We start from the raw sequence: 14,385 nt of genomic DNA, 5'->3' as shown, positions 1-14,385 counted from the left end.
GAGCGTGCATGTACGCGTCGACCTTCATTTTCCGTGCCGGGCAATACGACGACGAATTCCACCGGCTCGACCGGCAGATCGCCGACATGGCGCGCGCGACGCCCGGCTATCTCGGCGAGGAAACGTGGGAGAACGCCGAAGCGGGGCTGATCCAGAACGTCTACTACTGGGAGTCCGAGGCGGCGCTGCAGCAGTTGATGCAGCATCCGGCGCATCTCGAAGCGAAAGCGAAGCAGGCGCGCTGGCTCGACGGCTATCGCGTCGTGATCTCGAAGGTGCTCCGCGAGTACGGCGACGGCAAGCTGGCGCAGCCGCATGCGGGGCAATCCGCGTCGCCGGCTGTCTGATTCATTTCTTTCGCATTACGGATAAATAACAACAAGAGGCGCGAGTCACGCCCGTATTTGTCTGCGGGTTCCGGCGGCATCGTGTGCAATCAATTCTTCATCAAGCATGGCTAAGGTGGCGTGGCTTCACGTCGTCAGTCTGTCCACAACAACATCCCCACTCGATGTCGTACGGAGCCTTGTCCATGCCGAATTTCGCCTTGTCCGCGAAGCGCCGCCGCGCGCTGCGCGATCGAACCGTTCCCGTTGTCGCACTCACGCTGATCGCCGCGAGCGTCTGCGCTCAGGCCGCCCCGAATGACGGCGGCGAAAGCCGCTTTGCACCGGGTTTCGTACCGGGCTTCCTGGTGCTCAGCCGCAGCGTGTACGACAACCTGTCCGCCAACGTGCAACCCGGCGCGATCCTGCCGCCGAACTGCGCGAAGACCACAGGCGGTTGCGGTGCGGCTTCCGGCGCGCCGAACGACGGCACCTATCCGACCGTGTGGAACAACGATCGCTACGACGGCAGCTTCGGGATCACGTCGCGCATCTTCCTCGACCAGATCACGCCGGCGGGCGGCAACGTCAGCACGCTCGAAGTGCCGAACAGCCTGCAGAAAGGCTTCGCGCACGACCAGATGGTGACGAGCTTCAGCTCGAAGTCGGAACTCGGCTTGCACCTGTCGGCCGACGGCAATTACCTGACGTTCATGGGTTACGTCGCACCGGTCAACGCGATCGACGTGTCGAACTCGAACACGCCGCTCGCGGTCGATACGACGAACCCGGACGGGCAGACCTTCTACCGCGCGATCGCGCGCGTCGATCGCCACGGCCATTTCCGCTTCACCGAGACGAACGCGTACAGCGGCAACAACGGCCGCGCGGCGATCCTGAACAACCGCGACGGCCGCGAGATCTACTACACGTCGGGCAATGCCGGCAACGGTTCGAATCCGCAACCGGACAACGTGATCCTCGGCGCGGGTGCGCAACTGATCGACGGCGCGAAGCACCACGAAGCGCAGCAGGATCCGGGCGTGCCGACGCCGCTCGCGAGCTTCTCGGTCACGGAACTCGGCGCGAAGGCCGACAAGATCGGCAAGGACGACAACTTCCGCGGCATCGCGGTGCACGACAACGTCGTGTACTACACGAAGGGCAGCGGCGGCAACGGCGTGAACACCGTGTACTTCGTCGATACGACCGGCAGCGCGTGCCCGTCGGGCGTCGGTGTGCCGTCGCCGAAGGCCGTGCTGCCGACGGCGCCGCTCGCGTACAACGCGGCGACGCTGCAGACGACGGGTTTGCCGAACAACATGTGCGTGCTGGCGGGCTTCCCGACCACGCCGAACAAGACCGCTTCGACGCTCTCCTACCCGTTCGGGATGTGGTTCGCCGACGCGAACACGCTGTACGTCGCGGATGAAGGCGACGGCTACACGGGTGGCGCGGACCTGTACACGCATGCGGCCGCACAGACGGGCGCCGGCCTGCAGAAGTGGGTGTACGACGCGGGCACGAAGCAGTGGAAGCTCGCGTACACGCTGCAGAACGGGCTGGACCTCGGCAAGCCGTATTCGGTGGCGGGCTATCCGCTCGGCAACAATGCGGCGACGGGGTTGCCGTGGGCGCCGGCGACGGCCGGCCTGCGCAACCTGACGGGCCGCGTCGAACGCGACGGCACGGTGACGATCTGGGCGATCACGTCGACGGTCAGCGGCAACGGCGACGTCGGCGCCGATCCGAACCGGCTCGTCGCGGTGCGCGACGTGCTGCGCAACACGAGCGCGACGACGGCCGCCACGGAGCGGTTCGCGGTGCTGCGTACGGCGAAGTTTGCGGAAGTGCTGCGCGGCATCTCGTTCGCGCCGGGTACGGAAACGGGCCGGTCGCACTGACGCGGGTGATGCCCGGCTGAAACCGGGATCGGGGCACGGCCACGCGTTGCGGCGGCCGGCCGTGCCTTCAGCAATGATCGACCCGCGTTTTCAGCCGGTGCGTTGCGTTTTGTCGTCCTTCGGCTCGGCGTGCGCCGCACGCTCCCAGATCGGGAACGTCGCGTTCTGGATCGACGTCTGCGCGTCGATGACCTTGCGATGATCGATGCCGGGCAGGTCGAGCAGCAGGTCGATCGCGGCCTTCGCGCCTTCGGTGTCCTGCGGGAACCCGCACGCGAACTGCTGGTTCGTGTCGAACAGGATCCACCAGACATCCGACACGAACGGCCCCTGGTCGTTGGTTTCGATCAGGACTGCACCGAGGTCGGACAGCGCGATCCCGCGAGTTGCGCCGGTCTGGTCGGTCGACTCGATGCGCGTGTCGGTCGCGGCCACGGTCCAGCCGCCTTGCCGGCTCGGCGGGCGGGCCGATGACGGTGCGGCATGCGGTTGCACCGGGCGGCTGGTGCTTGCCGGTGCGGCAGCGGCAATCGTTTCGGCCGCAACACGGTCTTTCCGCCCGAGCCCATCGATCCACGGCAACGCCGCGCCGCTGACCATTGCCGCAATCCACAGGTAATACCCGGCGCCGAACGTGCTGATCTTTTCGTAGTTCGCGTCGGTCGGGATCGTGTGCCACCCGATCGCGAACACGACGACCACGGCGAGCAGCGCGGACACGGTACGGTTCGGCTTGATCAGTGCGACGACGAGCAGCGGGTTGCCAAGCCACGCGAACTGCAGGTCGAGGATCGCGAGCCCGCCGAGCGCGAGCACCGTGTACCCGTGCCACCAGCTCACCGCGCCGGCCGCATTCGGCGGTTCGGCCGCGACGGGCAGCAGCAGCGACGCGACATACAGCGCGATGATCACGGCGCGCGCGAGGTTCAGGCGGTTGGAAGCGGATCGGATCGGCATGTTGCCTTCCTGGCGTGCAGGGTCATGCGAAGCGGTGAATGCCGGACGGCCGTGCCGTCATTCACGATACGTAGCGCGAAGTGCAAACGCGCCGAAGGCGATTGTGGGTGATTCCCGCAACGATGTCGAACGCACGTCATCCACCGCTGCAAAGTCAAAGCGCCTCGACCAGCAACCGCTTGCTCTTCTCGCAATACTCATGACACGCCGCCCGCGCGGCAATCGACGCGCCGTGCACGAACCTTGGCGCATCCGCCCGCCGCGACATCGACACGACGATCGACGGCGGCGACGGCTGCAGCGGCAGCTCGACAACCTCACCGCTTTCGATCAGCGCATCGACGAACAGCACCGGAATCGCGGCGACGCCGAAACCGTCGCGCACCAGCTGCACGATCACCGAGATCGACGGCGACCCGGTGATGCGCGTCTCCGACAGCGGCACGCCATGCGCGTGCGCGAGCGCGCGCACGATGTCTTCCAGCGCGCGATGGGGCGCGGTGCCGCGCCCGTAGGTCAGGATCGGCTGGCGCAGCACCTGCCGCGCGAGGCCCGTGCGCGTGTTCGGCAACAGTCCCGCGCGCGCGATCCAGCGCACCGGATAGTTCGCGAGCGCGTCGCACACGACCGACGCCTCGTCGCTGCCTTCCACGCGGATGATCAGGTCGAGCTCACCGGCCATCAGCCGGCGCTGCAGCACGACGCTCACGTCGACGGTCAGGTCGATTTCCAGCTGCGGATAGTCGGCCGCCAGCCGCCGCATATAGTGCGGCAGCCAGCTGTGCACGACGGTCTCGATCACGCCGAGCCGCAGCTTGCCGCGCAGCGCGCTTTCGCCGGACGCGGCGGCCTGCAGCTCCTGCGTGGCCTCGACCACGGCTTTCGCATAGCCGAGCAGGTACTCGCCGTTCGGCGTGAGCCGGAATTCACGACTGTCGCGATCGACGAGTATCGTCTGCAATTCGTCCTCCAGCGCCTTCAGGCGCTGCGAGATCGCGGCCGGCGTCGCGTGCAGCGCGGCGGCCGTCGTGCGGAAGTTGCGCAGCTTCGCGAGTGTGACGAAGGTTTCGAGAAAACGCGTGTTCATGGCCGATCGGGAGGAGGACGAAGGCGCACTTTGCCGGTGAGGAAAAGTGAACGGAGCAGGGGAAAACCCCGAGAGGTGTTAAGAAATTCTATACAAGAGGCGCAAAAAAACTCGTTGGCGACAAAATTTTTTCTTTTCTATTCTTCGCCGTATCCGATGACACGCCACCGTCATCCCGACGACATCCCGATCTGCGACCCGACACCATGATGCCTTCCGAATTCCGCCAGTCCGTGCGCCACGGCGCGTTCCGCGGCCCGACCGCCGGCCATTGCGGCCCGTTTGCGCAAGCGAACCTCGCGATCCTGCCCGACGCGTATGCGCACGATTTCCTGCGCTTCTGCCAGGCGAACCCGAAAGCGTGCCCGCTGCTGGGTGTCGGCGAACCGGGCGCGTTCCGGATCGACGCGCTCGGCGAGGATCTCGACATCCGCACCGACGTGCCGAGCTACAACGTGTACCGCGACGGCCGCCTGACCGAGCGCGTCGAGTCGCTGGAAGCGTTGTGGCGCGACGATTTCGTCGTGTTCGCGATCGGCTGCTCGTTCTCGTTCGAGGACATGCTTGCCCGCGAGGGGATCGGGCTGCGCCACGTCGAGGAGGGGCGCAACGTGCCGATGTACCGCACGTCGGTTCCGAATCGCCGCGCGGGCATCTTCGGCGGCCAGCTGGTCGTGTCGATGCGGCCGATGCGCGGCGCCGAGGCGATCCGCGCGGTGCAGATCACGAGCCGGTTCCCGGGCGTGCACGGCGCGCCGATCCACATCGGCCATCCGGGGGAACTCGGCATTGCCGATCTGAACGCACCCGAGTTCGGCGATGCAGTCACGATCCGCGACGGCGAGCTGCCGGTGTTCTGGGCGTGCGGCGTGACGCCGCAAACCGCGCTGATGGACGCGAAGCTGCCGATCGCGATCGCGCATACGCCCGGCCACATGCTGATGACCGACATCACGAACGCGTCGCTCGCCGTATTCTGAATTCCGGGCCGGCAGACGGCCACGCACGACATACCGCACGCACGATCGCCATTCGAACGCGCATAACGACAGGAGCACCACCATGGAAAGCAAGACCCTCGCGGCACCCGCCGCGGAGCCCGCGAGCCCCGAGCGCAGCGGCCTGTTCTCGTGGTACGCCGATGCGCAGCCGCGCGAGCGCCGCGCGTTCTGGAGCTGCAAGGTCGGCTACATGCTCGACGGGATGGACACGCAGATGCTGTCGTTCGTGATCCCGACGCTCGTCGCGACGTGGGGCATCTCGCTCGCGGACGCCGGCTTCATCGGCACGATCACGCTGCTCGCGTCGGCGCTCGGCGGCTGGATCGCCGGCATCCTGTCCGACCGGATCGGCCGCGTGCGCACGCTGCAGCTCACGGTGCTGTGGTTCGCCGTGTTCACCGCGTTGTGCGGGCTCGCGCAGAGCTACCACCAGCTGCTCGCGGCGCGCGCGTTGATGGGCTTCGGCTTCGGCGGCGAATGGACGGCCGGCGCGGTGCTGATCGGTGAAGTGATTCGCGCCCGTGATCGCGGCAAGGCGGTCGGCCTCGTGCAGTCGGGCTGGGCGATCGGCTGGGGGCTGTGCGCATTGCTGTATGCGCTGCTGTTCTCGGTGCTGCCGGCCGAGCAGGCGTGGCGCGCGCTGTTCCTGGTCGGGCTCGCGCCGGCGTTGCTGGTCGTCGCGATCCGCCGCTACGTGAAGGAACCGGACGTCTACGAGAAGGAGAAGGCCGCGCAGGCGAAGGTGGCCGATGCGCCGCGCCTGACCGAGATCTTCGCGCCGAAGCTGATCACGACGACGCTGCGCGCGGCGCTGCTGACGACCGGCGCGCAGGGCGGCTACTACGCGATCACGACGTGGCTGCCGACCTTCCTGAAGACCGAGCGTCACCTCACGGTGATGGGCACCGGCGGCTATCTCGCGATGATCATCTTCGGTTCGTGGGTCGGCTACCTGACGAGCGCGTACCTGACCGACCGCCTCGGCCGCAAGCCGAACTTCATCCTGTTCGCGGTCGGCTCGATGGTGATCGCATTCGCGTACACGTCGCTGAACCTGACCAACGCGTCGATGCTGTGGCTCGGCTTCCCGCTCGGCTTCTTCGCTTCGGGCATCTTCTCGGGGATGGGCGCGTTCCTCACCGAGCTGTTCCCGACCCGCGTGCGCGGTTCCGGCCAGGGCTTCTGCTACAACGTGGGCCGCGCGATCGGTGCGCTGTTCCCGTTCCTGATCGGCGCGCTGTCGAAGCAATACGGGCTCGGCACGAGCATCGGCATCTTCGCGGTCGCCGCCTACGGCGTGGTGATCGTCGCCGCGCTGACGCTGCCCGAGACCCGCGGCCGCGAACTCGACGCCGCGTAAGCGGCGGGGCGGCCCGCCCTTCGTTTTTTTCCCCTTTCATCGAGACCGTGACACGGCGCGCGACGCGCGCCGTGCGGCGGCGCTCGTCCCTCGATTCCACGACGCATCGACCCGACATCATGACTGATCGACACCTTTCTTCCGTTCCCTCCGACGCCGCGCGCTGGCAATTCTGGATCGACCGCGGCGGCACCTTCACCGACATCGTCGCGCGCCGGCCCGACGGCACGCTCGTCACGCACAAGCTGCTGTCGGAGAACCCCGAGCAGTACCGCGACGCGGCCGTGGCCGGCATCCGCCACCTGCTGGGCCTCGCGGCAGGCGAACCGATCACGCCCGCGCACGTCGACATGGTGAAGATGGGCACGACGGTCGCGACCAACGCATTGCTCGAACGCAAGGGCGAACGCACCGCGCTCGCGACGACGCACGGTTTTCGCGACGTGCTGCGCATCGCTTACCAGAACCGGCCGCGCCTGTTCGACCTCGACATCGTGCTGCCCGATGCACTGTACGAAACCGTCGTCGAGATCGACGAGCGCGTCGGCGCGCATGGCGACGTCGTCGTGCCGCTCGATCTTCAGGGGGCCGAAGCGTCGCTGCGCCGCGTGTTCGACAGCGGCGTGCGTGCGCTCGCGATCGTGCTGATCCACGGCTACCGCTACACCGCGCACGAACGCGCGCTGGCGGAACTCGCGCGCCGCATCGGCTTCACGCAGGTGTCGGTGTCGCACGAGGTGTCGCCGCTGATGAAGATGGTGTCGCGCGGCGATACGACCGTCGTCGACGCGTACCTGTCGCCGATCCTGCGCCGCTACGTCGAGCAGGTCGCGCACGAGATGCCGGGCGTGAACCTGCAGTTCATGCAGAGCAGCGGCGGGCTGACGCGCGCCGATGCGTTCCAGGGCAAGGACGCGATCCTGTCGGGTCCGGCCGGCGGCATCGTCGGGATGGTGCGCGCGGCGCGCGCGGCCGGCTTCGGCCAGGTGATCGGCTTCGACATGGGCGGCACGTCGACCGACGTGTCGCACTACAACGGCGAGTTCGAGCGCGAGTTCGAGACGCAGGTGGCCGGCGTGCGGATGCGCGCGCCGATGATGAGCATCCACACGGTCGCGGCCGGCGGCGGCTCGGTGCTCGGCTTCGACGGCGCGCGGCTGCGCGTCGGGCCCGAATCGGCCGGCGCGAACCCGGGGCCGGCCGCGTACCGGCGCGGCGGCCCGCTGACGGTCACCGACTGCAACGTGATGCTCGGCAAGATCCAGCCGGACCATTTCCCGCGCGTGTTCGGCCCGCGTGCGGACGAACCGCTCGACCGCGACGGCGTGGTCGCGAAGTTCGCGGCGCTCGCTGACGAGATCCACGCGGCGACGGGGCGGCGCGAGACGCCCGAGGCGCTGGCCGAAGGCTTCCTGGAGATCGCGATCGGCAGCATGGCGAACGCGATCAAGAAGATTTCCGTGCAGCGCGGCCACGACGTGTCGCGCTACGTGCTGACGACGTTCGGCGGCGCGGGCGGCCAGCACGCATGCGGCGTGGCCGACGCGCTCGGGATGACGCAGGTGTTCGCGCATCCGCTCGCGGGTGTGCTGTCCGCATACGGGATGGGCCTCGCCGACCAGACGGCGATGCGCGAGCGCGCGGTCGAGGCCGTGCTGTCCGACGCATCGTTGCCGGCGCTGAACGCGGCGCTCGACCGGCTGGCCGACGAGGCCGTCGGCACGCTGCTCGAACAGGGCGTGCCGCCGGAGCGGATCGCGACCGAGCGGCGCGTGCACCTGCGCTATCAGGGCACCGATTCGGCGCTCGACGTGCCGGCCGGCAGTGTCGACGCGATGCAGCAGGCGTTCGAGGCCGCGTACCGGCAGCGCTACGCGTTCCTGATGCCCGGCACGCCGCTCGTCGCCGAGCTTGCGTCGGTCGAGGCGATCGGTCGCTCGGACGCCCCGGTCGACATCGCGTCGCTGGCGCCGCGCGGGGCGGGCGATGGCGCGACGCCCCGCGCCGATTCCGCGGTGCGCTTCCATTCCGGCGGCCAGTGGCACGACGCGGCGCTGTATGTGCGCGACACGCTGCTTGCCGGCGACGCGATCGACGGCCCGGCGATCGTCGCGGAGAAGAACGGCACGACCGTCGTCGAGCCCGGCTGGCGTGCGGAGATGACCGCGCAGGGCAACCTCGTGCTGACGCGCACGACGCCGCTGCCGACGCGCCGCTCGCTCGGCACCGACGCCGATCCGGTGCGGCTCGAGATCTTCAACAACCTGTTCATGTCGATCGCCGAGCAGATGGGGCTGCGGCTGCAGAACACCGCGTACTCGGTGAACATCAAGGAGCGGCTCGACTTCTCGTGCGCGATCTTCGACGGCGACGGCAACCTGATCGCGAATGCGCCGCACATGCCCGTGCACCTCGGCTCGATGGGCGAGAGCATCCGCACGGTGATCGAGCGCAATCGCGGCCGGATGCGCGACGGCGACGTCTTCATGCTGAACGACCCGTATCACGGCGGCACGCACCTGCCGGACGTGACGGTCATCACGCCGGTATTTGCCGACGGCTCGGACACGCCGCTGTTCTACGTCGGCTCGCGCGGCCACCACGCGGACATCGGCGGTACGACGCCCGGCTCGATGCCGCCCGATTCGACGCATATCGACGAGGAAGGCGTGCTGATCGACAACTGGCAGCTCGTGTCGGCCGGCGTGCTGCGCGATGCCGAAACCCGCGCGCTGCTCGCATCGGGCCGCTATCCGGCGCGCAACGTCGAGCAGAACATGGCCGACCTGCGCGCGCAGGTCGCCGCGAACCAGAAGGGCGTCGACGAACTGCGCCGGATGGTCGCGCAGTTCGGCCGCGACGTCGTGCTCGCGTTCATGGGGCACGTGCAGGACAACGCGGAAGAGGCCGTGCGGCGCGTGATCGGCGCGCTGCAGGACGGCGCGTACCGTTACCCGCTCGACAACGGCGCGGAAATTCGCGTCGCGATCCGCGTTGACCGCGCGGCGCGGCGTGCTGAAATCGATTTCTCCGGCACGTCCGCGCAGCTGGACAACAATTTCAACGCGCCGAAGGCCGTCTGCATGGCCGCCGTGCTGTACGTGTTCCGCACGCTGGTCGGCGACGATATCCCGTTGAACGCCGGCTGCCTGAAGCCGCTGACGGTGATCGTGCCGGCCCGCTCGATGCTGAACCCCGAGTATCCGGCGGCCGTCGTGTCGGGCAACGTGGAGACATCGTCGGCCATCACCAACGCGCTCTACGGCGCGCTCGGCTGCGTCGCGTCGAGCCAGGGAACGATGAATAACTTCACATTCGGCAACGCTCAATACCAGTATTACGAGACGATCGCGGGCGGCAGCGGCGCCGGTAACGGCTTCGCGGGCGTCGGCGCGGTGCAGACGCACATGACGAACTCGCGGCTGACCGATCCGGAGGTGCTCGAATGGCGCTACCCGGTGCGGCTCGACTCGCACCGGATCCGCGCCGGCTCGGGCGGTGGCGGGCGCTGGCGCGGCGGCGACGGCGCGGTGCGGCGGATCCGCTTCCTGGAGCCGATGACCGCGTCGATCCTGTCGAACAACCGGATCCACGCGCCGTTCGGCGCGGCGGGCGGCGACGCCGGCGCGCTCGGCCGCAACACGATCGAGCGGGCGGACGGCACGGTCGAGGCGCTCGACCACATCGGCCGTGCGCAGATGGCGCCGGGCGACGTGTTCGTCGTCGAAACGCCGGGCGGCGGCGGTTACGGCGCGGCGGGCTGACCGGGGCAACCGGCGCGGCTGCCCGCGCCGGTTGCCCGGAAAAGATTGCGACGGACTGTGGAATAAAACAACGAATTCACGCACAAACGGAATCAAAAATGGCGGAAAACCGGATCGCCTGGACGCGATCCGACCCTGTCTGAACGGCGTCTCCGCCGCCCTGCCCCGATCTGGCGGAGCCGGCCGCAAACCCATGACCAGAAAGGCATTCAGCCGATTCAACCCGATTCGTCCCGCAGTGCCGCATCCGGTGTTTTGCGTGCCGCCAATCATGAAAAATCCGGCTTGCCAATCGAGTCCCGATTCCTTGACACTCTGCTCTAAATGTGAGTGCCAATACTCATCGTCATTTGATAAGATGGCTCTCATCATTCGTTAGGCAGAACCTGCGCGCATCACGCGCGAACGCCGGGTCGCATTAGCTGGAAACAAGTACGGGACGAGGGCTGCTGTTACCGCAATCACGGCTGGCTTGCCGGGCACGCGCACTGCGCGTCCCGGGAAGGCGGTCGGCCCACTCGCCTCCGTCTACACTGTGCGTTTTTTCTGGATCGGGGCGCTCCATGGATGACGAAAACGATAGCGCGGTGCTCGAGGCGCATGTCGGTACGCGCAGCCCCTGCTGGCGTCTCGGCAGCGACAGCAATGCGCTCGAGCTGGCCGCCGTGCGCGGCCTGACCAACGTCGCCGTTGCATTGACGGGCGAGCAGGCTGCGCGGATCCGGGCGCTGACGGGCGTCACGTCGCACCTCGTGCTCGACATCGCGCTGTTCGGCAATCCGGTCAGCCTCCATCTCGTCGGCAAGAAGCTCAACACGACCGACTGGGCCGGCACGGCCTCGGCCTATTCCGATACGGTGTCCGTCGCGGGCGATCTCGCGCACGGGCTCGCGTTCGCCGAGCAGGTCGTGTCCGAAGTGAATTCGCTCGTCGTGATCCTCGACCGCAACGGGATGGTGCAGCGCTTCAACCGCCTGTGCGAGGAAGTGACGGGCAAGCGCGAGGTCGACGTGATCGGCCGCAGCGCGTTCGAGCTGTTCATGAGCCCCGAGCAGGGCGCGCAGTCGCGCACCAACATCACGGGCTTTTTCGCGAGCAACCAGTCGTACGCGGTCGAGCGCTACATCAACACGGTCAACGGGCCGCGCCTGTTCCAGTTCCGCAACAAGTTCGTGCAGAGCGGCAGCGGCATCGAAGAGCAGTTCCTGATCTGCTCGGGCATCGACATCACCGAGGAGCGCAACGCGCAGCATCGGCTCACCGAACTCGCGAATACCGACGTGCTCACCGGGCTGCCGAACCGCCATGCGATCAGCGAGCGGATCCGCGCGGCGATCGACGCGGAGAGCCCCGACACGCGCGGCCAGGTCGGCATCCTGTTCCTCGACCTCGACAACTTCAAGCGCGTCAACGATCACTACGGGCACATCACCGGCGACCGCCTGCTGCAGGATGTGTCGTCGATCATCAGCGGCTGCCTGCCGTCCGGCGCGACGCTCGCGCGGCTCGGCGGCGACGAGTTCCTCGTGCTGTTCGAGCACGGCACGCGGCCGCTGCTCGAAGCGACCGCGCAGATCATCCTCGAACGGCTGCGCACGCCGATCCACCTCGGGCTGATGGAGGTCTACACGAGCTGCTCGATCGGCATCGCGATGCATCCGCAGCACGGCGATTCGCTCGAGACGCTGATCCGCAGCGCCGACACCGCGATGTACGTCGCGAAGGAAGAAGGCAAGCATACGTACCGCGTGTTCTCGCTGGAGATGAACCAGAAGGTCGCGAAGTACATGTGGCTCGACACGAACCTGCGCAAGGCGCTCGAGGAAGAGCAGTTCGTGCTGCACTACCAGCCGGTCGTCGATATCGCGACGGGCGACGTGAACGGCGTCGAGGCGCTGATCCGCTGGCAGTCGCCCGATCGCGGGCTCGTCGCGCCGGTCGAGTTCATCCGCTTCGCGGAGGAATCGGGGCTGATCGCGCCGCTCGGGCGCTGGGTGATGCGCACCGCGGCCGCGCAGGCCGCCGCGTGGAAGGCGAAGGGGCTCGGCATCCGGATCGCGGTGAACCTGTCCGCACGGCAGTTGCAGGACATGAACATCGTGCACCAGTTCGCGTCGATTCTCGACGGCGCGGGCCTGAAGCCGGGCCTGCTCGACATCGAGCTGACCGAGAGCTGCTTCATCGAGGACGAGGAGGCAGCGATCGGGCTGATGCGGCAGTTCCGCCAGCTCGGCGCGGAGATCCATCTCGACGATTTCGGCACCGGCTATTCATCGCTGTCGCAGCTGTCGCGCCTGCCGCTCGACGCGATCAAGCTCGACCGCACCTTCATCACGGGCATCGACCGCAACCCGCGCTCGCAGGCGCTGGTGCGCTCGGTCGTGTCGCTCGCGAAGGCGCTGAATTTCGCGGTGGTCGCCGAAGGCGTCGAAACGCATGCGGAAGCCGATTTCCTCAAGCAGCTCGACGTCGATCACGCGCAGGGCTACTACTACGCGCGGCCGATGCCGGCGCAGGCGTTCGAGGCGTGGCTCGCGGAGACGAGGAAGCTCAGGCTGATCGCCTGAGCCTCGTTCATGAGGAGGCGCCGCCCGCAAGTGGCGGCGCCCGTCGCACTACACCGTGCGCAGCTTCGACACGCGCCGGTTCTGCAGCATCACCAGGCGTTCCATGTACGCGAGGTCCTTCGGCTCGATCGTGAACGCCGCATGCACCCATGCTTCGGTGATGTCCATCAGCTCGGAGCGCGATAGCTGGAACACCCGCTCGCGGGCGCGCAGCATCGCACGCACGCCGTTCAGCTTCGGCTTCGTCACGTCGATGAAGGTGCGCGTCGCGAGATACGCGTCGCCCGCATCGAACGTCTGGTCGATCAGGCCGCGATCCTCGTACCACTCGGATGCGTGCGCTTCACCGGTCGCGATCAGTTGCTCCGCGAGGCCCCGATCGGCCTTGCGCGCGACGAGCGAATAGCCGCCCATGCCCGGGAACAGGTTGAACGCGATCTCCGGAAACCCGAGCTTCACGCCCTTCTGCGCGAGCACGTAGTGATGCGCGAGCGCGGCCTCGAAGCCGCCGCCGAGCGCGCTGCCCTCGACCATCGCGATCGAGATCGCCCCGGTGCCGAAGCCCGTGTAGATCTCGTACACGCCGTCGATGCACGAGCGCGCGTAGGCCATCAGCTGGTCGCGCCGGCCGCTGCGGATCGCGTCGACGAAGAAGCTCAGGTCGCCGCCGACGTTGAACAGCTCGGGGACGAGCGAGCCCGTCACCCAGAAGTCGAACGTGAGGCCCGAGTCGCGAGCGACGCGCGCGAGATGGATGATGTCGGTAACGAGTTGTTGGTTAAAGCACGGCCGCGGCTCCGATCGCAGCATCATCCACATGACATTACGGCCTTCTTCGTAAAAGGCGGTCAGTTGCGACAGTTCGCCGGCTTCGTAAAACGGGCGGCACGCCGGATGGGATTGGAGTTGCATGGTATGTCCTCGTGAGATGTGGTTTTTGAAGACCGCCGCGCTCGGCGCCATGCGAGGAGTCGGGTTGCCCGCAGGGCGCCGGGCGCGAGGCATCGCCATTGTTGCGCGCGCAAACTCGACGGGTGTGTTGAGTGGGTCACCTGATCGCGCCGTCGTCGATCGCGCGGCGGCGGGAAAATCGGTTACACGCGAATGAATCGATGCACGGCCTGTGTGCAAGGCGGGATGCTGGTTTCAGTCGGATCTGGCGCAGGACGGGCGTGACCCGGCGGGCTGCGAAGGTATTTCGCGTGTGAATTTATTTCGGGGAGGCCGGCAGCGACGGCGATGCAGAACGATCGTCGCTGCAACGGAAACCGGATGGTCGCGATCGCGATCGTGGGGGGGTGCCCCTATGTGTTTCGTCAAGCGTTAGGGACTGACTTGGGTTGGTAAATGGTGCCGTCGCGCAGCATGGCGAACAGAACGTCGCAGCGTCGCCGTGCGAGCGCGATGAGCGCTTGGTTA

At 67.4% G+C, this 14,385-nt stretch carries 9 protein-coding genes; 6 read left to right on the top strand and 3 right to left on the bottom strand.

Annotation, left to right across the window (positions count from 1 at the left end):
* The first annotated feature begins 8 nt into the window (after positions 1–8).
* Positions 9–347, top strand: a complete 339-nt coding sequence (locus HWX87_RS34175) for an antibiotic biosynthesis monooxygenase (protein ID WP_176051284.1) — start codon at positions 9–11, stop codon at positions 345–347.
* Positions 348–532: 185 nt separating this feature from the next.
* A complete protein-coding gene (locus HWX87_RS34170; RefSeq protein ID WP_176051283.1) occupies positions 533–2,230 on the top strand; it encodes a hypothetical protein in 1,698 nt (565 codons plus the stop codon).
* A 90-nt stretch (positions 2,231–2,320) separates the two neighbouring features.
* On the opposite strand, the gene HWX87_RS34165 is transcribed toward HWX87_RS34170, so the two are convergent.
* Positions 2,321–3,187: a hypothetical protein gene (locus HWX87_RS34165; RefSeq protein ID WP_176051282.1), complete on the bottom strand. Its 867-nt coding sequence runs from the start codon at positions 3,185–3,187 to the stop codon at positions 2,321–2,323.
* 154 nt (positions 3,188–3,341) lie between these two features.
* Positions 3,342–4,274 (bottom strand): LysR family transcriptional regulator, encoded by a 933-nt coding sequence (locus HWX87_RS34160; RefSeq protein WP_176051281.1) that lies wholly within the window; start codon positions 4,272–4,274, stop codon positions 3,342–3,344.
* A gap of 206 nt (positions 4,275–4,480) precedes the next feature.
* On the opposite strand from HWX87_RS34160, the gene HWX87_RS34155 reads away from it, so the two are divergent.
* From HWX87_RS34155 to pdeR, 4 genes are all read left to right on the top strand, one after another.
* Positions 4,481–5,254, top strand: coding sequence for a putative hydro-lyase (locus tag HWX87_RS34155; RefSeq protein ID WP_176051280.1), 774 nt, complete (start codon positions 4,481–4,483; stop codon positions 5,252–5,254).
* Positions 5,255–5,336: 82 nt separating this feature from the next.
* Positions 5,337–6,635 carry an MFS transporter gene (locus HWX87_RS34150; RefSeq protein WP_176051279.1) on the top strand — a complete coding sequence of 433 codons (1,299 nt, stop codon included), beginning with the start codon at positions 5,337–5,339 and terminating at the stop codon, positions 6,633–6,635.
* A gap of 119 nt (positions 6,636–6,754) precedes the next feature.
* Positions 6,755–10,399 carry a hydantoinase B/oxoprolinase family protein gene (locus tag HWX87_RS34145; protein WP_176051278.1) on the top strand — a complete coding sequence of 1,215 codons (3,645 nt, stop codon included), beginning with the start codon at positions 6,755–6,757 and terminating at the stop codon, positions 10,397–10,399.
* Positions 10,400–10,962: 563 nt separating this feature from the next.
* Positions 10,963–12,966, top strand: coding sequence for a cyclic di-GMP phosphodiesterase (pdeR, locus tag HWX87_RS34140; RefSeq protein WP_176051277.1), 2,004 nt, complete (start codon positions 10,963–10,965; stop codon positions 12,964–12,966).
* Positions 12,967–13,014: 48 nt separating this feature from the next.
* Here the strand turns inward: pdeR and HWX87_RS34135 are convergent, their stop codons facing one another.
* Entirely contained in the window at positions 13,015–13,878 is an 864-nt protein-coding gene (locus HWX87_RS34135) for a crotonase/enoyl-CoA hydratase family protein (protein ID WP_176051276.1), read from the bottom strand.
* Positions 13,879–14,385: the final 507 nt, after the last annotated feature.

The sequence above is a fragment of the Burkholderia sp. BCC1644 genome, from assembly GCF_902833225.1.
Taxonomy (GTDB): Bacteria; Pseudomonadota; Gammaproteobacteria; order Burkholderiales; family Burkholderiaceae; genus Burkholderia.
The sequence above is the reverse complement of the archived record's forward strand: the minus strand, read 5'-3'. Positions and strand labels throughout refer to the sequence as shown.

Excerpts from the sequence above, each read along its gene's own strand:
- HWX87_RS34175 (WP_176051284.1), top strand. The coding sequence starts at position 9 with ATGTACGCGTCGACCTTCATTTTCCGTGCCGGGCAATACGACGACGAA.
- HWX87_RS34170 (WP_176051283.1), top strand. The coding sequence starts at position 533 with ATGCCGAATTTCGCCTTGTCCGCGAAGCGCCGCCGCGCGCTGCGCGAT.
- HWX87_RS34165 (WP_176051282.1), bottom strand. The coding sequence starts at position 3,187 with ATGCCGATCCGATCCGCTTCCAACCGCCTGAACCTCGCGCGCGCCGTG.
- HWX87_RS34160 (WP_176051281.1), bottom strand. The coding sequence starts at position 4,274 with ATGAACACGCGTTTTCTCGAAACCTTCGTCACACTCGCGAAGCTGCGC.
- HWX87_RS34155 (WP_176051280.1), top strand. The coding sequence starts at position 4,481 with ATGATGCCTTCCGAATTCCGCCAGTCCGTGCGCCACGGCGCGTTCCGC.
- HWX87_RS34150 (WP_176051279.1), top strand. The coding sequence starts at position 5,337 with ATGGAAAGCAAGACCCTCGCGGCACCCGCCGCGGAGCCCGCGAGCCCC.
- HWX87_RS34145 (WP_176051278.1), top strand. The coding sequence starts at position 6,755 with ATGACTGATCGACACCTTTCTTCCGTTCCCTCCGACGCCGCGCGCTGG.
- pdeR (WP_176051277.1), top strand. The coding sequence starts at position 10,963 with ATGGATGACGAAAACGATAGCGCGGTGCTCGAGGCGCATGTCGGTACG.
- HWX87_RS34135 (WP_176051276.1), bottom strand. The coding sequence starts at position 13,878 with ATGCAACTCCAATCCCATCCGGCGTGCCGCCCGTTTTACGAAGCCGGC.